This is a genomic window from Synechococcus sp. Minos11 (genome assembly GCF_014279855.1).
Classification (GTDB): domain Bacteria; phylum Cyanobacteriota; class Cyanobacteriia; order PCC-6307; family Cyanobiaceae; genus RCC307.
In genome coordinates this window covers 1,528,664-1,551,252 of sequence record NZ_CP047953.1, presented here as the reverse complement: position 1 = coordinate 1,551,252, position 22,589 = coordinate 1,528,664, and the positions used below count along the sequence as shown (strand labels likewise).

General features: G+C 60.5%; 19 protein-coding genes. 7 read left to right on the top strand and 12 right to left on the bottom strand.

Translation table 11 applies throughout. The features are described 5' to 3' along the window. Position 1 precedes the first annotated feature (1 nt). Both SynMINOS11_RS08695 and SynMINOS11_RS08690 read left to right on the top strand, forming a co-directional pair. Positions 2–3,106 carry an efflux RND transporter permease subunit gene (locus SynMINOS11_RS08695; RefSeq protein ID WP_186547973.1) on the top strand — a complete coding sequence of 1,035 codons (3,105 nt, stop codon included), beginning with the start codon at positions 2–4 and terminating at the stop codon, positions 3,104–3,106. A gap of 130 nt (positions 3,107–3,236) precedes the next feature. Beyond that, entirely contained in the window at positions 3,237–3,755 is a 519-nt protein-coding gene (locus SynMINOS11_RS08690) for a hypothetical protein (protein WP_186547971.1), read from the top strand. 9 nt (positions 3,756–3,764) lie between these two features. Here SynMINOS11_RS08690 and SynMINOS11_RS08685 read toward each other — a convergent pair whose 3' ends face one another. The 5 genes from SynMINOS11_RS08685 to SynMINOS11_RS08665 form a co-directional block, all read right to left on the bottom strand. Then, a complete protein-coding gene (locus tag SynMINOS11_RS08685; protein ID WP_011936127.1) occupies positions 3,765–4,487 on the bottom strand; it encodes a Bax inhibitor-1/YccA family protein in 723 nt (240 codons plus the stop codon). Between the two features lie 77 nt (positions 4,488–4,564). Further along, positions 4,565–5,557 (bottom strand): PhoH family protein, encoded by a 993-nt coding sequence (locus SynMINOS11_RS08680; protein ID WP_011936126.1) that lies wholly within the window; start codon positions 5,555–5,557, stop codon positions 4,565–4,567. Between the two features lie 8 nt (positions 5,558–5,565). Next, on the bottom strand, positions 5,566–5,973 hold the full coding sequence (rpsP, locus tag SynMINOS11_RS08675) for a 30S ribosomal protein S16 (protein WP_186547969.1): 408 nt from the start codon (positions 5,971–5,973) through the stop codon (positions 5,566–5,568). 51 nt (positions 5,974–6,024) lie between these two features. Then, entirely contained in the window at positions 6,025–7,476 is a 1,452-nt protein-coding gene (gene ffh, locus SynMINOS11_RS08670) for a signal recognition particle protein (protein ID WP_186547967.1), read from the bottom strand. A 53-nt stretch (positions 7,477–7,529) separates the two neighbouring features. After that, complete coding sequence (locus SynMINOS11_RS08665) at positions 7,530–9,425, bottom strand: IMS domain-containing protein (protein ID WP_186547965.1); 1,896 nt, start codon at positions 9,423–9,425, stop codon at positions 7,530–7,532. 112 nt (positions 9,426–9,537) lie between these two features. Here SynMINOS11_RS08665 and pdhA point away from each other — a divergent pair, with 112 nt between their 5' ends. Then, complete coding sequence (gene pdhA / locus SynMINOS11_RS08660) at positions 9,538–10,578, top strand: pyruvate dehydrogenase (acetyl-transferring) E1 component subunit alpha (protein ID WP_011936122.1); 1,041 nt, start codon at positions 9,538–9,540, stop codon at positions 10,576–10,578. Between the two features lie 3 nt (positions 10,579–10,581). Here the strand turns inward: pdhA and SynMINOS11_RS08655 are convergent, their stop codons facing one another. From SynMINOS11_RS08655 to SynMINOS11_RS08645, 3 genes are all read right to left on the bottom strand, one after another. After that, positions 10,582–11,496 carry a histone deacetylase family protein gene (locus SynMINOS11_RS08655; RefSeq protein ID WP_186550799.1) on the bottom strand — a complete coding sequence of 305 codons (915 nt, stop codon included), beginning with the start codon at positions 11,494–11,496 and terminating at the stop codon, positions 10,582–10,584. A 2-nt stretch (positions 11,497–11,498) separates the two neighbouring features. Further along, the gene (locus SynMINOS11_RS08650) at positions 11,499–12,428 is read right to left on the bottom strand and encodes a sigma-70 family RNA polymerase sigma factor (RefSeq protein ID WP_186547963.1); all 930 of its coding nucleotides are present in this window, start codon (positions 12,426–12,428) and stop codon (positions 11,499–11,501) included. A 215-nt stretch (positions 12,429–12,643) separates the two neighbouring features. Continuing rightward, entirely contained in the window at positions 12,644–14,188 is a 1,545-nt protein-coding gene (locus SynMINOS11_RS08645; RefSeq protein ID WP_186547961.1) for an NAD(P)H-hydrate epimerase, read from the bottom strand. Between the two features lie 29 nt (positions 14,189–14,217). Between SynMINOS11_RS08645 and mnmA the strand changes: the two genes are divergently transcribed. After that, positions 14,218–15,369, top strand: a complete 1,152-nt coding sequence (mnmA, locus tag SynMINOS11_RS08640) for a tRNA 2-thiouridine(34) synthase MnmA (RefSeq protein ID WP_186547960.1) — start codon at positions 14,218–14,220, stop codon at positions 15,367–15,369. Between the two features lies 1 nt (position 15,370). Here the strand turns inward: mnmA and SynMINOS11_RS08635 are convergent, their stop codons facing one another. Further along, on the bottom strand, positions 15,371–15,607 hold the full coding sequence (locus SynMINOS11_RS08635; protein WP_186547958.1) for a 2Fe-2S iron-sulfur cluster-binding protein: 237 nt from the start codon (positions 15,605–15,607) through the stop codon (positions 15,371–15,373). Between the two features lie 36 nt (positions 15,608–15,643). Here SynMINOS11_RS08635 and SynMINOS11_RS08630 point away from each other — a divergent pair, with 36 nt between their 5' ends. Continuing rightward, complete coding sequence (locus SynMINOS11_RS08630; protein ID WP_186547956.1) at positions 15,644–15,940, top strand: DUF1330 domain-containing protein; 297 nt, start codon at positions 15,644–15,646, stop codon at positions 15,938–15,940. Here SynMINOS11_RS08630 and SynMINOS11_RS08625 read toward each other — a convergent pair. Together SynMINOS11_RS08625 and SynMINOS11_RS08620 are read right to left on the bottom strand one after the other, a co-directional pair. Further along, the gene (locus tag SynMINOS11_RS08625; protein WP_186550797.1) at positions 15,927–17,387 is read right to left on the bottom strand and encodes a cobyric acid synthase; all 1,461 of its coding nucleotides are present in this window, start codon (positions 17,385–17,387) and stop codon (positions 15,927–15,929) included. The genes SynMINOS11_RS08630 and SynMINOS11_RS08625 overlap by 14 nt on opposite strands. A gap of 17 nt (positions 17,388–17,404) precedes the next feature. Further along, entirely contained in the window at positions 17,405–17,761 is a 357-nt protein-coding gene (locus SynMINOS11_RS08620) for an Npun_F0494 family protein (protein WP_011936114.1), read from the bottom strand. Positions 17,762–17,786: 25 nt separating this feature from the next. On the opposite strand from SynMINOS11_RS08620, the gene SynMINOS11_RS08615 reads away from it, so the two are divergent. Both SynMINOS11_RS08615 and SynMINOS11_RS08610 read left to right on the top strand, forming a co-directional pair. Further along, the gene (locus tag SynMINOS11_RS08615; RefSeq protein ID WP_186547954.1) at positions 17,787–18,374 is read left to right on the top strand and encodes a Maf family protein; all 588 of its coding nucleotides are present in this window, start codon (positions 17,787–17,789) and stop codon (positions 18,372–18,374) included. Further along, entirely contained in the window at positions 18,374–18,643 is a 270-nt protein-coding gene (locus SynMINOS11_RS08610; RefSeq protein WP_186547952.1) for a hypothetical protein, read from the top strand. The genes SynMINOS11_RS08615 and SynMINOS11_RS08610 overlap by 1 nt, the downstream gene beginning before the upstream one ends. A gap of 26 nt (positions 18,644–18,669) precedes the next feature. On the opposite strand, the gene SynMINOS11_RS08605 is transcribed toward SynMINOS11_RS08610, so the two are convergent. Next, positions 18,670–22,437: a YadA-like family protein gene (locus SynMINOS11_RS08605; RefSeq protein WP_186547950.1), complete on the bottom strand. Its 3,768-nt coding sequence runs from the start codon at positions 22,435–22,437 to the stop codon at positions 18,670–18,672. Positions 22,438–22,589 lie beyond the last annotated feature (152 nt).

The window sequence follows — 22,589 nt, the reverse complement described above, 5'->3', positions numbered from 1 at the left end:
GATGTTGACCAGGCTGCTGAACGCCATCCTGCGTGGTTCGATTGCACGCCGTTGGTTTGTCGTTGTCTGCTCGATTCTGATCAGTGTTTGGGGCGTTCTGAACGTTGTTCAGATGCCTCTAGATGTATTCCCCCCCTTTGCGCCACCACAGGTGGAGATTCAAACGGCTGCTCCTGGTCTTGCGCCGGAGCAGGTTGAGCGCCAGATCAGTGCGCCCATTGAGGCGGCTGTGAATGGTTTGCCGGGTGTTGAGGTGGTGCGTTCGGCGTCCAAGCCTGGCCTCTCGATGGTGCAGGTGGTGTTCCGCAATGCATCGCAGTTGCAGAACGCTCGCCAGTTGGTGTCGGAACGTTTGCAGCAGCTCCGCACCCAGTTGCCAGCGTCGGCCGATTCGCCGGAAATTTCCCCACCCCTTTCGCCCCTCGGCACCGTTCTCCAATACGCCTTCACGCTGCCTGATTCGGCGACGGCAGATGAGCAATTGCGATTGCGCTCGTTGGTTCAAACCACCTATGAAAATGCGCTGCTCGCCATCCCTGGCGTCGCCCAGGTGACGATCTACGGCGGTGACCTGCCGCAGACACAAGTGCAGCTGAATCTTCAGGCTCTGCAGCAGCGCAATCTTGCTCTCTCTGATGTCGTTGAGGCAGCTCGCGCATCACAGTTCAACGGCCGCGGTGGTGTTCAGATTGCTGGCGGGCAAGAACGTTTAATCCTTCCTCCCGCCTTCAGCACGGCCAGTGCTGATCTGGAACGGGTGCCGTTGCGTTCAGCGACCGATCAGATCATTGCTTTGGGCGATGTCGCTGAGATCCGCCCCAGTGCTGCCTTGCGGCGTGGCGAAGCCACATTCAATGCCAAGCCAGCGGTGGTGTTGATGATCAACAAGCAACCCGATGTGGACACCCCACAGCTGACGAAAGCTGTGGAACAACGGGTTGAACAGCTGAATGCCTCCCTGCCGAAGGATGTGGTGGTGAGCCAGACGTTCCGTCAGGCCCAGTTCATCGACACTGCGATCCGCAATGTGAGCGAATCACTGCTGCTGGGCGTTGTGATTGTGGCGGCTGTGCTTGTGCTGTTTCTGATGAACTGGCGCACCGCTGTGATCACCCTCAGTGCCATCCCGTTGTCGTTGTTGGTTGGTTTGTTGTTGATGCGGGGGCTTGGGCTTCAGCTCAACACCATGACCCTTGGTGGTTTGGTGGTGGCCATCGGATCGGTGGTCGACGACGCCATCGTTGACATGGAGAACTGCTACCGGGGGCTGCGCCGCAATCGGCAGTTGCCGTCGCCCCAAGATCCCTTGGAGGTGGTGTTTCGCACCTCGGTGGAGGTGCGTCAGCCGGTGCTGTTTTCCACCTTGATCATCGTTGTGGTGTTCGCTCCAATCTTCACGCTCACAGGCGTGGAAGGGCGCATTTTTATGCCGATGGGCATCGCCTACGTGATGTCGATCCTGGCATCGACGCTTGTAGCACTCACCCTTTCACCGGCCCTCTGCGCTCTATTGCTGAGTCGGGCGCCACTGCCGGCTGAAAGCTCCTGGGTTGAGCGGACTGCCGTGCGGCTCTACAGCCCCATTTTGAATCTTGCTTTGATCACTCCGCGCCGCGTCTTGGCGCTTGCCCTGGCAACGGTTGTGGCGGCTGTGTTGATTCTTCCAGGGCTGGGACGGGTGTTCTTGCCGGAGTTTCGCGAGCAGTCGCTGGTGAATTCGATGGTTCTCTACCCCGGTGTGTCTCTTGAGATGACGAGCCGCGCAGGCACAGTTCTCTCGGAACGTCTCCAGTCCAGCGATGACGTGGATTGGATTCAGGTGCGCGCCGGGCGTGCCCCAGGGGATGCCGATGGCGCGGGAGTGAATATCGCTCACGTCGATCTGGAATTAAGTGATCAGGCCATGGCTGATCGCCCCGCTGCCATCGCTCGTATCCGTGAGGCCTTTCTCGCCCTGCCTGGTGTGGCCCCCAACATCGGTGGGTTCATCTCCCATCGGATGGATGAAGTGCTCTCTGGCGTACGCAGTGCCATCGCCATCAAGATTTCTGGCCCTGATCTCAATGAACTGCGCCGTCTTGGTGAGCAGGTTCGTGATGCGGTGGGTGAGGTGCCCGGTGTGGTGGATCTTCAGCTTGAGCCTTTGCTGCCAGTGCCCCAGATCCAACTGACGATTGATCATGACCGGGCGCTTCAGGACGGGGTGGGGGTTGGAACGCTGGCAGAAGCTATCGATGTCGCCCTGCATGGTGCACTCATTAGCCCAGCTGAGCCCGCCAGTGGCCGTGATCCCTTGATCGTGACGCTGCAACCGGAACAGCGCAGTGACTTAGATGCGTTGCGTCGCGTGCCGGTTCGAACCGCTTCTGGAGTGCTCAAACCGTTGGGCGACTTTGTGTTGCTCACCTCGACCCGTGGCCCGAACGAGATCAACCGTGAGGATGTGGCTCGCCGGATTGTGGTGTCAGCCAATGTTTCCGGTCGCCCTTTGGGCCCGGTGGTGAATGACATTCGCAGCCAGGTGGAGACGTTGGTCCGTCTGCCTGTTGGCTACAGCATCCGCTACGGAGGCCAATTCGAATCAGAGCAACGGGCAACCCGTTCCTTGGTTCTCTACAGCCTCTTGGCCGCTGTGGTGATCGCTGGTTTGATGCTGGTGGCGCTGCGCTCCTGGCCAGCCACAGTGGCGATCCTGATCAATTTGCCCCTGGCCCTGGTGGGCGGTCTGGTGGCTGTTCTGATCAGTGGTGGGGTGCTGTCGGTGGCGTCATTGATCGGTTTTATCACCTTGTTTGGAGTCGCCATTCGCAATGGCCTGTTGCTGGTGGACAACTTCAACCGGCGCAATCAAAGCGGTGAGCCGCTGATGGAGTTGATCCGAAACGGCAGCCTGGAGAGGCTCAACGCGATCTTGATGACGGCGCTGACGTCGTCGCTTGGCATGTTGCCGTTGGCTCTTGCTTTTGGCGCCGGTAATGAAATCCTTCAACCCCTGGCCATTGTCGTGCTCGGAGGGCTCATCACCTCCACCCTGCTCACACTGGTGGTGATTCCCGCCTTGTATGCCCGCTATGGGCGTTGGCTTCTCCCTGCCGCTGCTGGCTGAAGCATCAGGTCAGCTCTGCCTCGATTGTGGTGGCTCGAGCTGCCGTGAATCCTGTTGTTCAAGGTTCGATGTCCTGGCCTTTGGTGCCAACTGATTCCTAGCCTGCAGGCAGCTTTGAACCTGCGTCGCCATGAGTGAGGCCGCTGCTCCGAATTTCCAGCAGGCCATGGAGATCACGGCCCAGTGGTTGAACCTCTGGGAAGCCGGTGAACTCAGTGATGAGGTCTTGGCCGATCGCGTGGCCGAACTGGTGGCCAGTCGTGATGGCGCCCGCGGCTTTTTCGTGATCAGCCTGGCTGGCGATAGCCCGCTGATGGACCGCCTGCCCGATCCTCTGCAGCTGCAGCTGCGCGCCGCCGGTGATGGCGTGGTGGATCTCACCGTGCGCAACCTGGCGATGAGCACCGCCATGGCTGTGCACCACCAGCGCACAGGTGATCACGAGCAGCAGGGCAAATCGGAGCGGGTCACCCAGCGCTGCAACGACCTGCTGCAGATGCTGGAACCAGAAGATGTGAAAAAGCGCCTGGAAACGCTGCTGGCCGCCACCAAAGGCGAAGGCGACGACGTCGAGTTCCTGGCGCGCTGGGGTTATGACGAGCAGCAAAAAGCCGCCATTGCGGCGGCTGTGTTGGCTGTTGCCCAGTGAGCTGAAAACTCAGTCGCGGCTTTGGATCGCGATGATGAAGCGCAGGATGAAGATGAACAGGTTGATGTAGGTCAGATACATCCCCAGGGCACCGGCCAGGTACTGCTCGTCCTGGTAGACGCGGGGCATTGTGTAGAAGTCGAGGAAGGCGGCGCCGATGAACAGCACGGTGCCGAAGCCCGCGATCATCAGCTCAAAGCCGCCGCCCAGGAACATCTGCGGGGCAAAGATGCCGCCGATCAGCTGCACCACCATGGCGATCACCAGGCCGATGATGCCCAGGGTCACCACGCCGCCAAGCGCTTGACCAACGCTGTCGCTCATGCGGCGGCCCATGATCGAGGCGATCACAAAGGTGATGCCTGTGGCGATCGCTGCGGTGCCCACCGAACCGATGCCGGCTACGCCGATGGCCATGGCCACCAAGCCGCTCAAGGTGAAGCCGGTGATCAGGCTGTAGATCGCCAGCAGCGGCAGGGCTGTGGCGTTGTTGCCCTTAAGGGCAATGTTTTGCGCCACAAAGAAGAGCACCAGGTTGCCGATCAAGGCCACCCAGAACAGGGGCATGAAGGCTGGGCTGGCGATCATCGACAGGCCGCCGAGGGTGCCGGCGGCGGTCAGCACCATGCCGCCACCCACGTAGGGCAGCGCCTTATTGACAACATTGGGTCCCACCAGCGCGCTGCTTTGCGCGTCGCGGATGACCTCGCGGAAATTACTGCTGGCCGGCATGGCGCATCAGAGTTTCAAACTTCACTAATCCTGCCAGTGATTCCAAGGGATCGCTGCCTGCAGGCGTGCGGATCACCTCACCGGCGCCCTTGGTTTTGCGCGTCGCGGCGCGCATAGGCCTGCACCAAGCGCTGCACCAAGGGGTGACGCACCACATCGGCGGCCGTGAGACGGCAGATGGCAATGCCTTCAACGCCATCGAGCACCTGGGCGGCTTCCACCAGGCCGCTGAGCTGGCTGCCTGGGAGATCGACCTGGCTGGGGTCGCCAGTGACCACCATGCGGGAGTTTTCGCCCAGGCGCGTTAACACCATGCGCATTTGCGCGGGGGTGGTGTTTTGGGCCTCATCGAGGATCACAAACGCCTCGGCCAGGGTGCGGCCGCGCATGTAGGCCAAAGGCGCCACTTCGATGATGTTTTTCTCGATCAAGGCCGCTGTGCGCTCCGGGCTCAGCAGGCTGTGCAGCGCGTCGTATAGCGGCCGCAAATAGGGGTCGACCTTTTGCTGCAGATCACCGGGCAGAAAGCCCAAACGCTCACCGGCCTCCACCGCCGGTCTGGTGAGGATGATCCGCTCCACCTTGCGCTCTTGCAGGCAGCGCACCGCCTGCACCACAGCCAAAAAGGTTTTGCCGGTGCCCGCTGGGCCCAGCGCCAAGGTGAGGTCGTGGCGCTCCATCGCCTCGACGTATTGCTTTTGCCGCAGGGTGCGCGGCCGCAGCAGCTTGCCGTTCTGGCTGCGGGCCAGCACCTGCTGGCTGAGGTCGCGATGTTCGTCGCTGCGGCCGGTATCGAGGGCCTGCAGGCTGGTTTGGATGTCCACCTGGGTGACGGCCTGGCCCTCACTCCAAAAGGGGCGCAACAGCTCCACCAATCCGGCAGCGCGCTCCATTTGGCTGGGGCGGCCTTCGATGAACAGCTGCAGTCCCCGCAGCACGAGGTTGGCGCCGGTCAGATCACTGAGCCGCCGCAACATGATTTCGCCCTGACCCGCGAGGGCCAGGGCGGCTTCCTGATCGGGAAGGTCAATGGTGAAGCGCTGGCGTTCGCGGCCCTCGCTGCTGGTCACGGTGAGGCTCAGGCCTCAGCGGGAGCCTCCTCAGCCGGAGCCTCCTCAGCAGCAGCAGCAGCAGCTTCGCTGGCTTTGGCTTCTGCTTCGGCCTTGGCAGCAGCCTTGGCGTCGGCAGCTTCTTTCTTACGGGCCTCTTCCTGCTTGAGCTTGCCGATCACCTCAGCGGGGCGCACGGATTTGGTCAGCAGACCGCCGCGCTCCAGCAGGGTGCGCACGGTGTCGGAGGGCTGAGCGCCTTGCTCGAGGCGAGCGCGCAGGGCGTCGGTGTCGAGGCGGGTTTCCTTGGTGCGGGGGTTGTAGAAGCCCAGCTCCTGCAGCGGGCGGCCATCGCGGCGGCTGGTGCTGTTGCAAGCCACGATCCGGAAGCTCGTTTCCCGCTTCTTACCGAAGCGCTTCAGGCGGAGCTTGATCATCGGGATCTCGAACGGTCGTGGACAGGAATCCACCACCATACCGCTTGACCCTTACAGCTCTCCGAAGCCCTTGCGCTTCTTGGCGGGCTTCATCTTTTTGCCGGGGCGGCCACCACCGCCGCCGCCCATGCCAGGCATCCCCGGCATACCGCCCATTCCAGGCATGCCGCCCATGCCGGGCATCCCGGGCATTCCCGGCATGCCGCCGCCGCGGCTCATCTGCTGCATGAAGCTCCGCATCTTCTGGAAGTCGGCCAGCATCTTGTCCACCTCAGCTGGTTGGTGGCCGCTGCCTTTGGCGATGCGGCGCCGCCGGGAGGGCTGGCTGGCGAGCAGGTCGGGGTTTTCCCGCTCTTGAACGGTCATTGAGCCGATCATCGCTTCGATGCGCTTGAGCTGGGCTTCGCCCTGCTTGAGCATCCCGTCGTCGATCTTGTTCATCCCCGGGATCATTTTCATCAGGCCCCCCAGCGAGCCCATGCGCTTGATCAGGCGCATCTGCTTGACGAAATCGGAGAAGTCGAAGCTGGCTTCCTGCAGCTTGCGCTGCATCTTCTCGACATCGGCGATCTCAACTTCCTTCTGGGCCTTCTCCACCAGGGTGAGCACATCACCCATGCCGAGAATGCGGCTGGCCATCCGCTCGGGGTGGAAGGGCTGCAGCGCCTCCACCTTCTCGCCGGTGCCGATGAATTTGATCGGTGCGCCGCTGACCTTGCGGATCGAAAGAGCCGCGCCACCCCTGGAGTCACCGTCCATCTTGGTGAGCACGGCCCCGGTGATGCCCACCTGCTCATGGAACGAGCGGGTGAGGTCAGCGGCCTCCTGGCCAATCATCGAATCCACCACCAGCAGCACCTCATCGGGTGCCACGGCGCTGCGGATCCGCACCATCTCCTCCATCATCGAGGTGTCGATCTGCAGGCGGCCGGCGGTGTCGACGATCACCGTGTCGAAGCCTTCTTCGCGGCCCTTGGCTAGGCCTGCTTCGGCAATGGCTTCGGGCTTGGCATCAGCGCCAAGGCTGAACACCTCCACATCAATCTGTTGGCCGAGCGTTTGCAGCTGATCGATGGCTGCTGGCCGGTAGGTGTCGGCGGCCACCAGCAGCGCTCTACGCCCCTGCTCTTTGAGGTGCAGTCCGAGCTTGGCGGTGGCGGTGGTTTTACCGGCGCCCTGCAGGCCGGCCATCAGCACCACGGTGGGGGATTGCTCGGCCTTGGCCAGGGGCGCATTGGCCCCGCCCATCACCTCAACAAGCTCCTCGTGGACAAGCTTGATGAATTGCTGATCGGGGCTGACGCCACGCACCACATCGGCGCCGAGGGCTTTCTCGCGCACCTCAGCGATGAAGCTTTTGACCACCGGCAGGCTGACGTCGGCGTCCAGCAGGGCGCGGCGCACGTCTTTTAGGGCGCTATCGACGTTGCCCTCGCTGATCGAGGCTTCGCCCTTGAGGCCGCGGACGGCATCCTCAAACCGTTGGGAGAGCTCTTCAAACATCAGCGCCGCCAATTCAGGGCTACAAGCCCTCCATCGTAGGAATCAGCTCAGCGCTAGATGCTGGGGCGGAAGTCGGTCAGCTGCCAGCTGTCGCCTTTTTTCTCGTACACATAGGTGTTTTTGATCTGCTTGGGCTCCACTTGGCCCAGCAGCTCACCGTCGTCGCTGAGCACCTTCTCCTCGTATTGGATCGTGGCTTTGGCCACACGCCGCTCTGGGGTTTCGCTGCTGAGCTCCAGCTCCTGAACCCGGGCATTCACCTTGCGGCGCTTGCCGCTGGAGGCATCGAGGGCCCGGCCGGCCTTGGCGTATTGCACCAGTTCGGCGCTTGCCAATGCCTGGAGCTGATCGGCTGAGGCGGTGCCATCAAGCAGCGTGGCTTTGGTGTCGAGCCACAGCTGCAGCAGCACTTCGGTTTCCTCCGCTGGTGTGGCGCTGTTGAGCTTTGCCAAGGGGCTATCGAGCTCCAGTGGAGCTTCTGGCAGCAGCAGGGCTTCGCGGGCCGGAATGCTGGGGCGCTGGCTGATGGCCACCCCAGCAATCAATGCAGCGGTGAGGCCGGCGGCTGAGGCCGCTGCAATCGAGCGCTGTTTGCCCGTGGTGGCTTGCAGGCGCTCTTGGAGTTCGCTCTGCCACTGCTGCAGTTGGGCTGCGGCCTGTTGGGCCTGCTCTTGCCACAGGCGCCAGACGGGTGTGGCGTCTTCTTCGCTGCTGCTCAGCGGCTCAAGGATCTCTTCGATCTCGCTGGGATCAGGGGTGGGCAGCACTTCAAAGCTGGTGATCGGCGCGCTGGGGCTGACGCCGGCGCGCTGACGGTTGCGGTCGCTGCTTTCGATGAACGCCTGCACATCGCGATCGGCGAAATAGGCCTCAAGATCGGGGTCGGCCTCTAGGTCGCGGTAGCAAGGCAGAACTTGGCGCTTGAGCCAGTCGCTGCAATACACGCACAGGCCGGCCAAGGGATCGCTGCCCTGTTCTTTGGCCCAGGCCTTGAGGGCCGCATCGCTGCCGCGCTCAAAGCAGACCGCTGCTTCATCGGTTTGGCCGAGAAGCAGATGCAGGCAGGCCATTTCGGCATCGACGCCCACATCGCGCATGGCTTGCAGCCGCTCGAGGGCCGAGCTGATCCGCTCGGGTTTGCGCTGGGCAAAGCCGGAGGCTGTCAGGGCATAGGCGCTGAGGAATTCAGCGGTCACCGAGCCGTTTTCACCCCACTGCAGGAACAGATCGATCTGCTCTTGCACGGTGAGGAAACCGCGGATCTGCTGGAAGAACGACTGGAACGATTCCTGCGGGAACTCGGGATCTTGATCGCCATCGAGACCGCCGCGTCGCTGCACCAATTGATCGAGCAGATCGCGGCCAAATTCGCGGCTACCGCTTTCAGCCAGATCGCGGCTGATCAGATCCAGGATCCGGTAGGGCAGCAGGGCATTGAGGTCGCTCTCGAGGCGCACCCGTTGCTCGTGCTGCTGGCCCATGCGCTGCAGCAGTTGGATGCCGTTGTGCAGGATCTGCGCGGCGCTTTCAAAGCGGCGATCGCGGCAGCGCTCTTGCCCGGCCTTTTGAGCCGAGATGGCCGCCAGCAGCGAGAGATCGGCTTCGCGGTTGCTGCCCAGGGCTGGGGCCTGGGGTGGTTGCAGCGCTTGGCGGGCGCCTTCAAAGGCTTCGGCGGCTTGGCCGGCTTCCATCAGGAGGATGAGGCCGCCCACTTCCTGGCTCGAGGGCACCTCCAACGCTGGCAGCGTGTCGGGGCCCTCGGCGTTGAGCTGGGTGAGGAGGCACTCGTATTCCTCACGGCGCTCGCTGTCGCAGAGCAGATCAGCGCTGCCCCGCAGTAGCTCAGCGCGGCACTCCAGGGCGTCTGTGGTGAAGCCGCCTTCAGGCGGCCGGTCCAGTCGCTGACTCAAGGTGCGCAGCACCAACTCCTCGGTGGCAACCGGGCTCACCCCCAACAGTCGGAAATGGTCGAGGGGGAGTTCCACCGCTACCTACTTAAAACAGGTGCGGAGTTTAAGGGGCTTCAGCGGTAAAGTCCGTTCCTGCAACGGGTCAAGTTTGATGACCACGGAGACCGCCGCCGCCGCCAGCTTTGCCACTGCGCAGGCGTGCCCCGATCTGACCCGAGAGGAGGCCCTCACCATCTACCGGGACATGGTCCTGGGGCGAAGGTTTGAGGACAAGTGCGCGGAGATGTACTACCGCGGCAAGATGTTTGGCTTCGTGCACCTCTACAACGGGCAGGAAGCGGTCTCCAGTGGCGTGATCAAGGCCATGAAGACCCAGCACGACTGGTTCTGCAGCACGTACCGCGACCACGTGCATGCCCTCAGCGCTGGCGTGCCCGCCCGCGAGGTGATGAGTGAGCTGTTCGGTAAAGAAACCGGTTGCTCCAAGGGCCGTGGTGGCTCGATGCACCTGTTCTCCAAAGAGCACCATCTGCTCGGTGGCTATGCCTTCATCGGGGAAGGCATTCCTGTGGCGTTGGGTGCAGCCTTCACCAGCCGCTACAAGCGCGATGCCCTCGGCGATAGCTCAAGCAATGCCGTGACCGCCGCGTTCTTTGGCGATGGCACCTGCAACATCGGCCAGTTCTACGAATGCTTGAACATGGCGCAGCTGTGGAAGCTGCCCATCCTTTTTGTGGTGGAGAACAACAAGTGGGCCATCGGCATGGCCCACGAGCGCGCCACCAGTGACACCGAGATCTGGCGCAAAGCAGCTGGCTTCGGCATGCACGGCGAAGAAGTTGATGGCATGGATGTGTTGGCGGTGCGTGATGCCGCCCAGCGCGCTGTGGCACGCGCCCGCGCCGGTGAAGGTCCCACCCTGTTGGAGTGCATGACCTACCGCTTCCGCGGTCATTCCCTGGCGGACCCCGATGAGTTGCGCGATCCCGAGGAGAAAGCCTTCTGGGCCGAGCGCGATCCGATCAAGGGCTTCCAGGCCACCATGCATGCCCGCGGTTTGCTGAGCGCTGAAGAGATGGAGGCGATCGATAAAGAGATCGATGCCGAAGTGCGCGAAGCCGTTGAGTTCGCCCTGGCGGCTCCCGAGCCCGATGCCAGTGAGCTCACCCGCTACATCTGGGCGGAAGACTGACCCTTAAAGCCCGTGCAAACGGGCTTGATCCGCGGCGGCCCGGAACACCAAGGCATGGCGCTCCACCAGCGCATCCATCGTGTCGTAACCGCCGCCAATCACGCTGGCCACAGGGATGTTGCGCCTGAGGCAGGCATCAAAGACCAAGTGATCGCGCTGCAACAGGCCCTGATCGCTGAGGGCCAACTTGCCGAGGCGATCGTCTCGGTGTGGATCGACGCCGGCGTTGTAGAGCACCAAATCCGGTTGCTGCTGATCGAGCAGCGCCGGCAGTACATCCCCAACGCTTTGTAGATAGGCCTGATCTTCGAGGCCATCGGCCAACGGCAGATCAAGATCGCTGCTTTGTTTGCGCGAGGGGAAGTTGCTGGCGGCGTGGGCCGAGAAGGTGAACACCCTCGGCTCGCCGGTAAAGATCGCTGCGGTGGCATCGCCTTGATGCACATCAAGATCCACCACCATGAGCTTGTTTACCAGGCCTTGCTGCAGCAAGACGCTGGCGGTTACGGCGATGTCATTGAAGATGCAAAAGCCGCTGCCGTAATCGGGAAAGGCGTGGTGGGTGCCGCCCGCCAGGTGGCAGGCCATGCCGTGTTCAAGAGCCAGTTGCGCCGTTCGCAGCGTCCCCCCCACCGAGAGCCAGGTGCGCTGCACCAGGGGTTGGGTGGCTGGCAAACCAATGCGCCGCTGGGCCTGACGATCTAACTCGCCGCGGGCAAAGGCCTGGTGATAGCGGCGCGGGTGCACCAGCTCAAGCCAGCGCCGCGGGCAGGACAGCGGCTGATGAACTTGCTGTTCTTGCGCGAGCCCCTTATCGGCCAGGCACTGGCGCAACTGCCGGAACTTCGCCATCGGGAAGCGATGGCTCGAGGGCAGTGGAGCGCTGTAGAGCGGGTGGTAAACGAGGGGAACCCGGATGCTCAGAGCTGGGTTGGAACGCGCCGGGGGAGGTTACGGAGTTTGCGCAGGGCTTTGAGTTCCACCTGACGCACCCGCTCGCGGGAGACCTCCATCAAGCGGCCGATCTCAGCGAGGGTGTGGCGCTGCTCGCCCCCCAGACCAAAGCGCATTTCCAGCACCTGCTTTTCTTGAGCGGTGAGGTAGCTGAGCCAGCGGCCCAGCTGCTCGTGGTGCATGCGCCGCTCCACCGCATCGAGGGGCTCCTCATTGCGGGGATCAGCGATCAGCTCACCCAGGAAGCTGCGGCCTTCCTCGCCGCTGATGGGGGCATCGAGGCTGGAGGTGGTCAGCGCTTGACGCAGCAGGCCATCGAGCTCTTCAAGGCCCATGCCCAGCTCGGTGGCGATCTCCCGGCGGCTGGGCATGGCGCCCAATTTGTGAGCCAAGTCCATCGTCGCTTTGCGCACCGTGGCCAAGCGCTCGCTGAGGTGAACCGGCAGGCGGATCGTGCGGGACTGGCAGGCGATCGCCCGGGTCATGCTCTGGCGGATCCACCAGAAGGCATAAGTCGAGAATTTGTAGCCACGGGTGGGGTCGAACTTCTCAACGGCCCGTTCCAGGCCCAAGGAACCCTCCTGGATCAGATCCAATAGCTCCAAACCTTTGCCTTGATATTTCTTGGCAACGCTCACCACCAGGCGCAGGTTGGCTTTCATCATGCGCTCCTTGGAGCGGCGGCCAACACGAATCAGTTTCTTTTCGCGGGCGGTGTAGGTGGCTTCCTCGCCTTGCTCCACCAGAGTCATCATGGTTTGAACCTGGTTCCCCAGCTCGATCTCCTCCGCAGGAGTCAGCAATGGAACCCGGCCGATACTCGAAAGGTACCAACTGACGGGGTCATTGCCCCGCTTGCGGCTGTTTTCAGCTGCTGTGAGAGGGCTTGCGGTCATGGGGAGGGATGGCTCCGGAAGTAGAGCCTCCTATGGGCTTTCTTGATTCAGTTGTGATTTCAGTAACCTTTTAGATTTAGGGGAGGAAATCAACACAATTGGCGAAAACCCTCTTAAGAGTTGATGCCGAATTGTGATCTCTGTTGATGGTCAACTCCTGATAAAAAACGGCCCTGGCTGTGGAAGCTGTGGAAAACTTTTGTGCTCGATGTAACTCAGTCGCACATCAGGTTGCTTTCAGCTTGTTCAAAACTCCCTGAATCTTGCACTTTTTGAAGCATTTGAGCGATGGCCAAAGGACTGGCGGCGCCCTCTCCAGCTTGGCTTTGCCGGATTCCAGCGCTGGCGTGGGCCAGCGCGGCTAGGGCTAACAGCCCATCGAAGCGATCGCCCATTGGATCCAGCCCTGCGGCCAATCCCATGGCTCCAAGGCCTGCGGCGTAACCGCTCAACACATCTCCCAGGCCGGCCCGTGCAGCGCGCGCCTCGCTCTGCAGCACTTGCCGCACTATTCCATCGGGTGAGGCGATCACGGTGCGGGCACCTTTGCGCAGCACCCAGCACTGGCTCTGCTGCGCGGCCTGGCTGGCGGCTTGATCGGGCGGCAAGTTGGCCAGCTCCGGGAACAACCGCTCGAATTCCGCCGCGTGGGGCGTCAGCCAGGTGGGGCCAGTGCGCTGCTGCAACCACAGCTGCACATGGCCTTGGGCGGCCAAGCGGTTGAGCCCATCGGCATCCAGCAGCAGCAAGCCAGGAAAATCCTGCAGCTCAGCTTTGAGCGCGCCGCCGCCCAGCCCCGGGCCATAGGCCACCGCATCAAGGCGCTCCAAGGGGGCCTCCGGGTTGGGCAACAGCACATGGGGCAGCACCTGCCACAGCTGCTCGGCCAAGGGCTGCGGCACCACCCCTTCCAGCCAACCAATGCCGCTGCTGCTGGCCGCTTCGAGGGCTAGCCGCGCGGCGCCGAGGTAGTCGCCGCAGCCCGCAAACACCCGCAGCCGGCCCCGACCATGCTTGGTGGCGGCCAAAGGCGGCTGCGGCCAAGGGGCACTGCTGCTGACCAGATCAGAGCTCCACAGCCCCAAGCTCGCCTCTTCTCCAAGGCTGGGTAATACAGAAGAGGGAAGGCTCAAGGGGATGCGCTGCTGCTGGCCCACCCAGGCCATGGCGCTGTCTTGCCAGAAGCCCCGCTTCCACAGCCCAACGATCAAGCTGCGCTGGCAGCAGGCGGTGCCATGGCCGGTGGGTTGGCCGCTGTCGCTATCGAGGCCGCTGGGGCCATCGATGCTCCAGATCAAGCCACCGCTGCGCTGGCGCTCTTGCAGCAACTGGCTGAGTTCAGGGCCAAGGGGCCGCCGCTGGCCCAGGCCAAAGAGGGCATCGAGCCAGAGGGCCGGATCGCGGGGATCCGGAGCTGTTTCCAATTGAGGGATGCCCAGCCACCGGGCGTAGCGAAGGTGCTCGGCTGTGAGTGGTTTATGGGCGTTAAACGGGCTCCAGATCCGCACGTCAATCCCGCGCAGATGCAGTTCACGGGCCACCACCAGGCCATCACCGCCGTTGTGGCCGGGCCCCACCAGCACCAGCAGCCCATGGCGCTTGAGATCTCGGTGCTGCAATACGGCTTGGGCTAATCCCAGGCCGGCCTGCTCCATCAACGCCGCCACCGGCAGCCCTTGGGCAAAAAGGGCCTCCTCCAGCTGCTGCATGGCGCGGCTGCTGAGCAGTAGATGCTGCGAGTCGGGGGCGGGCCAGGTCATGCCTTCAGGATGGAAGGCAGGATGAGGGAATGACCACGCTGTCTTCTCAAGCGGCTCCGGCGGTGACCGCCGTGATTGAGCGCCTGCAGGCCTGGCCTGGGGAGCATCGCGTTGCCGTGGGTCTCTCTGGCGGTGTGGATAGCTCGCTCACCGCGGCGTTGCTGCGCGATGCCAACTGGGAAGTGGAAGGGCTGACGCTCTGGTTGATGAGCGGCAAAGGGGCTTGCTGCGCGGAGGGGCTGGTGGATGCGGCCGGGCTTTGTGAGGAGCTTGAGATTCCGCACCATGTGGTGGATTCGCGCGACACCTTTCAGCAGGAGATCGTGCAGTTTTTGGTGCAGGGCTATGGCGATGGCATCACGCCGTTGCCTTGCTCGCGCTGCAACCGGGCGGTCAAATTTGGCCCGATGCTCGATTGGGCTGAGAAAGAACGGGGCATCACCCGAGTGGCCACCGGCCACTACGCCCGTTTGCGCCCTGATGCGGCAGGCGGCCGCACGCAGCTGCTGCGGGGCCTTGATGCGCGCAAAGACCAGAGCTATTTCCTCTACGACCTGCCCCAGGCGGTGCTGCAGCGGTTGATCTTTCCTTTAGGGGAGCTCACCAAGCCCGACACTCGCGCTGAAGCAGCGCGGCTGGGTTTGCGCACCGCCGAAAAACCAGAAAGCCAAGACCTTTGCCTGGCTGATCATCACGGCTCGATGAAGGCGTTCTTGGATGCCTACCTGCCGGAGCGGCCCGGTGAAATTGTGCTGGCTGATGGCCGCGTGGTGGGTCAACACGACGGCATTGAGCACTTCACCATCGGCCAGCGCAAAGGCTTGGGTGTGGCTTGGAGTGAGCCATTGCATGTGGTTCGCCTCGATGGGGCGATGAACCGGGTGGTGGTGGCTCCCCGCGCGGAAGCAGCCCGCGGTGATGCGGTGGTGGGCGCTGTGAATTGGGTGTCGATCGATCCACCAGCTGAACCAATGGATGTGGAGGTGCAGGTGCGTTACCGCAGCGCACCCGAGCGTGCTCGTTTAACCCCCTTGCCGCCGACCGACAGCGACCATCAGGCCGAACGCCCCCATCGCTGCCGCTTGGACTTTGCTGAAGAGCAGTTCTCGATCACCCCCGGTCAAGCGGCCGTCTTTTATGACGGCGAGGTGTGCCTCGGTGGCGGCTTGATTCAGCCCTGAGTCACCAATAGGGATCGCTGGCCAGTTCCACCTGCAGCAGCTCAGTGCTCTTCGGCACGTTGCTGATGCAGGCGCGCAACAGCTCGCCATTGACTTCGATTTCACATGCGCCGCAACTGCCGCCGAGGCAGCCGGTGGGGATGCTCACCCCGGCTGCTTGGGCCGCCTCCAGCCAGCTGCAGCCAGCGGCAGCGCCGCTGCTGCGTCCATCGGGCCATCGCAAGCGAACCGTGCTCATGTATGCAGTTGAATCAGCGGGCGCATTTGCAAAATCATGGCCAAGGGCTATTGGGTCTGCACCGGCACCATCCATACCCCCTTGGGCATGGTTTCGTACATCAGTGCCTTCAACAGTTGGCTGGAGGCCGTCGGCGCGCGGCTGCTGGTGCGCGATTTGTTCAGTGATGTGCGTGAGGGTGAACCGGGCACGGTCAACGTGATCGTGGAATTTGAATCTCGTGAGGCGGCTGTGGCGGCCTACGACTCAGCGGAGTACCAGAAGTTGATTGAACTGCGCACCCCCCATTCCGATCTGAGCGTCACCATCACCGAAGAGCTCACGGATCACTAAGCAGCGGCGTTAGATCAACGTTGGCTTCAAAGGCATCAGCAAGCCGATCGAGCAGAGCTTCCCGTTGCAGGGAGTGATGCCCTTGGTCTTCGGCGAGTTCGGGGAGCTGTTTGCGGCGCCTGAGTTGGTTGAGCCATTGACGCCGCCAGCGGCCGTTTTCCAGCAGGCCATGCAGGTAGCTGCCGGCCACTTGGCCTTGCACCCAGCCCAGCCCCTCTTCTTGGCACAGCGCTTGCAGGGGCTCAAGGGCGATGGTGCTGCCGCGATGCAGCTCGAAACCTTCGATTGGGCAGGGCTCAGCGGTTGGCCATTGGGCCACAGCGGTGCGTTGGCGCAGGGCTTTGCTGCCGCCAAAGCGGGTTTGCAGCGGCAGCAGATTCAGCCCCGCTGCACTAGCGCCTGCCGCTCCCTCCAGCCCATCAGGATCCAGCAGTTCCCTGCCGAGCATCTGCAGGCCGCCGCAAATGCCGAGCACAGCGCCGCCACCAGCGCTGAAGCGCTGCAGTTCACGAGCCAGGCCGCTGGCCTGCAGCGCCTTGAGATCCCGCAGGGTTTGTTTGCTGCCCGGCAGCACCACCGCATCGGGTTGGCCGAGGGCTTCGCCGGGTTGCACCCAGCGCAGTTGCACGCTGGGCTCGGCCTCTAGTGGATCGAGATCCGAGAAGTTGCTGAGGGAGGGCAGCCGCAACACGGCGATCTCCAGCTCAGCATTGGCTTTACGGCCGCGGCGCTCCAGCAGATCCAGGGAGTCTTCTGGCGGAAAGAGTTCATCAAGCCAGGGCATCACCCCAAGCACCGGCACGCCGGTGTTGTCTGAAAGCCAGCTGACGCCTGGATCAAACAGTTCCTGGCGGCCGCGGAAGCGATTGATCAATAGGCCCTTCACCAGGGGCCGCTCCACTGGCCGCAGCAATTGCAAGGTGCCCACCAGTTGGGCAAAGACGCCGCCCCGTTCGATATCAGCCACCAACAGGCAGCGGGCCCGCAGGTATTGGGCCAAGCGCAGATTGGTGAGGTCGCGGTGCTGCAGGTTCACCTCCACTGGGCTGCCGGCTCCTTCCAGCACCAGCCGGCCGTGGGGGTGTTGCTGTCGCAATTGCTCCAGTCCTTGGCGAATCGCGAGCCATCCCGACTTGAACCACTCCTGGTAGTAGGTCTCGGCCCGCGCCATGCCAACTGATTCACCGCCATGGATCACTTCACTGGTGCTGTTGCCCTGGGGTTTGAGCAGCACTGGGTTCATGGCGCAGTTCGGCTCCAGCCCAGCGGCCCAAGCCTGCAGCGCTTGGGAATAGGCCATCTCGCCGCCGCTTTGATCCACCCAGGCGTTGTTGCTCATGTTCTGCCCCTTAAAGGGCAGGGGCTGCTCGCCGCGGCGTTTGAGCACGCGGCATAGCGCCGCTGTCATCAGGGATTTGCCGGCACCACTGCTGGTGCCCAGCACCATCAAGGGGGTGGGCGGCGTCACAGCCGTGGCCAGCGCCGGCGGATGCCATGGCGCAGCCGCTGCCAGGGGCTGGCGGGGGGCCAGCCTTGCGGCCAGCGCTTGAGCAGTTGGTTGCCCATGGGGGTGAGCCTCACCCGCGAAGTCAGCCCTTGGCCATCCACTTCACGCCGCAGCACCCCCAAGCGAATCAGCCAGATGAAGCAGTTTTCGGTGGCATTGGCACTGAGCGGCCGGCAGCACCAAGCCTCGTTCCGGCTCACCTCCTCGCTGCTGAGGGGTTGCTGCAACACCGCGGCGTAGAAACTCGGCTGCAGCGGCAAGCAGGGCAGGGCCTCCGCTGCGCGTGCCAAGGAATGGGGATCGCAAGTCAGCATGGGGGAACCCTAGGAACCAGAGGCCATGACGTTGCTGTTGGCTTCAGCCTCACCGGCCCGTCGCCGCCTGTTAGAGCTGGCTGGGATTCCACACCGCGTGCAGGTGAGCGGCGTGGATGAAGAGGCCATCACTGATCCCAGTCCTGCCCAATTGGTGCAAAAGCTTGCGCAGGCCAAGGCCCAGGCTGTGGCTGAGCGGCTCAGCGCTGCAGAGAAGCCTGCTTGGGGCGTGTTGGGTTGTGATTCGGTGCTGGAGTTTGATGGCGAAATCTTTGGCAAGCCGGCTGATGCAGCAGAAGCCATTCGGCGTTGGCAGCGCATGGCTGGGCAGCACGGTGCCTTGCATACAGGCCACTGCCTACTGGCGGATCAACAGCATTTGGCGACTGTCACCACAACGGTGCATTTCGCCCCCCTGAGCCAAACGGAGATTGAGGCTTATGTGGCCTCAGGCGAACCGCTTCAGTGTGCTGGCGGCTTTGCCTTGGAGGGCCGCGGCGGTCTTGTGGTTGAGAGATTGGAGGGGTGTTACAGCAATGTGATTGGTTTGAGCCTTCCATTGCTCCGTAGCTGGCAAAATCAGTCGATAATCCAATTACTCGCATCCAAGTGATGGCTAAGAAAGCGGCTTCTTCGGGAATTGAGATCAACACTGCTGCTGACTCAACCTGGGCGAATCTGGCTGAATCTTTGCCTGATAATCTCACGATCAATGGTAAGGAATACAACACAGCTGATCTGAGTGCCAACACCAAGAAACTGCTGGCGATTTACTTATCAGATTTGCGGATTGTTGGGGAGCAAAAGGAAATGCTTGCACTTGCTGAGCTGGGACTGAAAGCCTTGGCTGCAGAAATTGCCAGCACTCTTCCCGATGGTTGAGGTGGTTTAAGGATGAAGTATTGGTCTTATTGAGGACGCTGAAGCTTTTGGAGCTCGCTCTTCAGAGTTAGCACCATGGCCTTGAGCTCAGAGATTTCTTTTTGCTGTGATTCGATGGTCTGAAGCACTTCTTGATTGATTGTTTCTGTTGTGCCTTTGCTCTTGTCTATTCGCCCTAACGGGAAAGAGAAGCCGAGGCGTCCTGCTACTGATGGTGTTGAACCAAAGTTGTAGTCAATGCTTGGGGCATAACTCACGGCACCGTTAAGGAAGAAGGATTCTGAAATTTTCACTGCACATCCCCCGGCGATGGCGTACTGACTGCCAAACCCACCAGTACCAAAGCCGCAACGTGCGGGTTCTCCGTTCAGCTGGGTCATGCTGGGAACAGCTGAGAATGCGGCAGCAATCGCAGCAGAGGTTTGTGTGGCTCGAGCGATATCACTGACGGACTGCTCCATCAGCTTTGGATTGAACGATGTTCCAAGGTTCCCCGAGCCATCCGTTGTCACAACGCGCGTCTGCCCTTGCTGAGATGAGCGACCAGCAAATTTGCCCGAAGCCCCAAGGCTTGGCACAACCAAGCTGCTTGAGGTTGTACCAAGAACCACTTGTCCAGGGGCCGTTGTGCGTGCACCAGCTCCGATTGCTGTTGAGCCGGTATGACTTGCCTGTGCTCCAGCACCGACCGCCGTGGCTCGTATGCCTGTAGCGGAAGAACCAGCACCCAAGGCTGTGACATCGGTGCCACTTGCGGTGGCTTGAGTTCCAATCGCTAAGCCATTGGTATTAGAACCCAAAGCTTTCGCTCCTGATCCAATGGCGACAACGCCAACGCCATTGGCTTCGGCGTTGTCGCCAATAGCAAGAGCTTGGCTACCGGATGCAATGGAGCCAGCCCCAAGTGCCGTTACATCATTGCCTTGAGTATTGGAATCGCTTCCCAGGCTGATGGCCCGTTTCCCAATGGCAGAGGAACTAGCTCCTAGAGCGATGACATCATCGCCTTCACTGGTGGATCCACTGCCCACACTGATGACACGATTGCCGATAGCTCGTGATGAAGCTCCAAAAGCCAATGCATTGACACCGTTTGATTCACTATCGGCTCCAAAGGCAACTCCATTTGTCCCATCACTTTCCGCGCTTGTTCCAAATGCAATGTTGTTGGAGTGGGCGCCATGCGCTTGTGAGCTGTGGCCATAGGCAATGTTGTTCGCTCCAGAGGCGCTGGATGATGCGCCGTAGGCCATCGATGAGCCGTTAAACCTGGACAGCAAATCATTCAAAGAGGCTTTGCCGGCAGCGACTAAGTCTGAATCTGGATCCCTCCAGCCTCCGACTGAAACTGAGCTGCTTGAACTGCTGTTGGAAGAAACACTCGTTGAATTTGAGGGTGCTTGAGGGTTGCAAGTAGCACTTGTGCTGCCGTTACAAACGACTGAGTTGGAGGATGCAGTAGAACTGTTGTAGATGGTGGTGGTAGTAGCAATTGAGCCGTTGGTTATGTATTTGGTTGTGGATTTGTTCGGTACCGGAGTGAAATAAAGTTTGCCAGTGCTGTCAACAAGTAGTTGCGAAAAGGTGCCTGTTGCATTCGCCCAATCGCCGGTTAATACAGCATTATGCTTAGTTGTTACTGTATTTACAAAATTTGTACTAGTGTTGTAAGCCTCCACAACATAGGAAGTGCCAGAACTGTTGACTGTGCCATAAGCAACTCCAACCGGTTGAGAGTTGACTGTGGTGATCGAGCTGATGCTGCTGTAGGAGTTATTGCTGTAATTGGTGTAGGTAATAGTGCTGCCCGAAGTTGTTTTGTTGACACATGAGAGCGTGGCGTTGCAGCCAGATCCAGTTACTGTTGGTGCGCTGGTCGCTTGGTTGTATGTAGTGGCTGTCATATTCTTTGTGCTAGACAACACAGTCTGCGTTATTACTTTATAAATATTCTGTGAGCTCACGTCTGGACCGCCGATCTCGGAGGAAGTTGGAGTGCCAGATGAACTGTTATACCAAGATTTGGATGTACTTGAATATGTTCCGTCGGAATAGGTTTTGTTGACAATACTCCAGACATAGCCGCTGGTATTGCTTGTTGTGTTGTACGTCGCGGGTACGTTGTTGAAATAATTGGTTGGTGTTGCAAGGCTACTAAATTGAAAGATTGAGTTTGCAACACCCATCACAAACGTGTTTGAGCTGCCATCTGGAACGACTGCACCTGGTCCAAAAGCAACGCTGTTTGGAGAGCTAGTTCCAACCATTGAGCCAGCTCCAAGAGCCATCGAGCGAACCGAACTGGCATTGACTTGAGCGCCTGTACCAAGCGCAATACTGTTGGTGCTGAGAGCAAAGCTTTGCGAGCCCATTGCGATGGCACTTGAGCTTGTTGCATTAGCTTGCAGGCCAATGGCAATACTCTGAAGCTGGCTGATGGCTTCAAAGCCAATGGCAATGGAGTTTTTGCCTTTGGCTTGGCTAGAGCGACCAATAGCAGTTGAGTTTTGAGCAGACGCATTGGCTCCAAATCCAACTGCCATCGAGTCATCACTATCTGCTAGTGCATTGGCGCCAATGGCCAAAGACTGTGCGCCGTTGGAGAGGCTATTAAAACCGAGAGCAACACCTTGATTTCCATTGGCGATCGCACCACTACCGATGGCAGTTGAATTGGAGCCATTGGCTTGAGCAGCTTGGCCAAAAGCAGAGGCATCATTGCCAGCGGCAGAAGCTGTCGAACCTACCGCTAGGGAGTTGGTTTTGGTGGCCGAGCTGTTGTAGCCCAGGGCAACACTTCGAGCTGCGTTGGCGACCGAGCCGCTACCAATCGCAACGGAATTAGAGCCATTGGCAGTAGCACCTTGGCCAAAGGCTGCTGAATTTGTGCTGTCGGCAGTTGCACCAGTGCCGATCGCAATGGCATTGGCGTCATTGGCGATCGAACTTTGTCCGATGGCTGACGCATTAGCAGCATTGGCTAAGGCTCCAGTTCCAAGAGCCAATGCATTGACATCATTTGCTTTTGAGCTTTGTCCCACTGCCAAAGCATTGGCTGAGCTTGATGCAGATGCATTGCCGATGGCGATGGCCATGGTGCCTACGGCGTTGCTGGCATTGCCTAACGCAACTGAGCCATCACCAACAGAATTAGCGCTAGCGCCAACGGCAGTGGAGTAATTGCCAGAAGCAGACGCTGTTGAGCCGAGGGCTAGTGAGTTGCTATTGGCGGCTGAGCTGTTGTATCCGAGGGCAACTCCTCGGTTCCCATTGGCAATTGCTCCACTACCAATGGCGGTTGAATTAGATCCATTGGCTTGAGCCGCTTGACCAAAAGCAGAACTTTGATTCGCCGCTCTGGATTGAGTTCCTATCGCAACGGACTGTGCACCTGCTCCGGCCGCTCCTGAACCAATAGACACTGCGCAGGCATTTGATGCTGAAGCTTGTTGGCCAAGAGCAATGGCTTGTGCTGCGGTTGCATTGGCGCTGGTGCCGATACCGATGGAGCCAAGGCTATTGGCAAGGCTTTGCGCGCCGATGGCCAGAGACTGAATGCCTTCTGCTGATGCCAGTGTCCCGATGGCAAAGGCTGATTCATTAACAGCACTTGCATTTTGGCCAAGGGCTCCTGAGTTGGTCCCTGTGGTTGTTTGCTTTAGACCAGAGGATCCGGAAGAAACGCCTTGGACGTAATCAGCAGCTGATCTCAGCGGGGCATTAATTGCTACTGAGACGAATACAAAACAACCCAGCGCTCCCCACAAGCCTCGATATGGATAAGGGGTAGCCACAACCAGGTCCTCTTATTTTGAAAAAATATTAGAAATGGGTGAGTGAGCAATGTCTTAAGGGAAAATAAATATCTTTGTCTTTGTAGACCAAGAATGAGACTGCTGAATTCCTGGTTGCTTTCTTTGTTTTTGCTCTTAGTATTTCCTCATTA